This window comes from Pseudomonas sp. 43(2021) (assembly GCF_017490805.1).
GTDB lineage: Bacteria > Pseudomonadota > Gammaproteobacteria > Pseudomonadales > Pseudomonadaceae > Aquipseudomonas.
Window position 1 is genome coordinate 1 of record NZ_JAFGYJ010000104.1, and the last position, 724, is coordinate 724.

1 protein-coding gene is annotated in these 724 nt (G+C 55.8%); it reads right to left on the minus strand.

From position 1 onward, the window contains the following. Positions 1-724 (minus strand): peptidoglycan DD-metalloendopeptidase family protein (locus tag J5M71_RS26155; protein WP_207838347.1); only part of this gene is annotated, 724 nt, incomplete at both ends.

Consider the following 724-nt stretch of genomic DNA (forward strand, 5'->3'; position numbering starts at 1 on the left):
GAACTGCAGCGGATCCACAGGTTTACCTTGGCGGCGAATCTCAAAATGCAGTTTCACCCGGTCTGTACCCGTTGACCCCATTTCGGCAATTGTCTGTCCGACCTTGACCTGCTGCCCCTCCCGAACCAACAGCCTGCGGTTATGTCCGTAAGCACTGACGTAGGTTTCGCTGTGTTTGATGATGACCAATTCGCCGTAGCCCCTTAAGCCACTCCCGGCGTATACGACCGTCCCATCAGACGCAGCTAAAACAGGCTGTCCCAAATCTCTGGCGATATCAATTCCTTTATTCAAACTACCGTTTGAAGAGAATTTTCCAATCAGAACGCCATTAGATGGCCATCCCCAGCCGGTCGGGGCCGGGCCTGCCGGAGGCAGTGGAGCGGGTGCAGGTTTGCTCGCGACGGACGGTACAACCCCTTTGGAACCGGTGGTTGTAGTGGTTGTGGTGCCATTCGCCTGGCGCCGGATTACCGTGGTTTTACTCGACGAAGAAGGTGAAGAACTGGAGTTGCTCACCACCGCTGTCGGCGTTGAACCGCTGCGCCCGTCGAAGCGAATTGTCTGACCCGGATGGATCGTATACGGCGTAGGAATATTGTTCCGGGCGGCGAGGGTTTTGTAGTCCCAGCCGTAACGAAAGGCGATCGAAAACAAGGTATCGCCGGGGCGGACTACATATTGCCCGGTAGTAACGGTCGGACGTTGTGCGACCGAATTATTG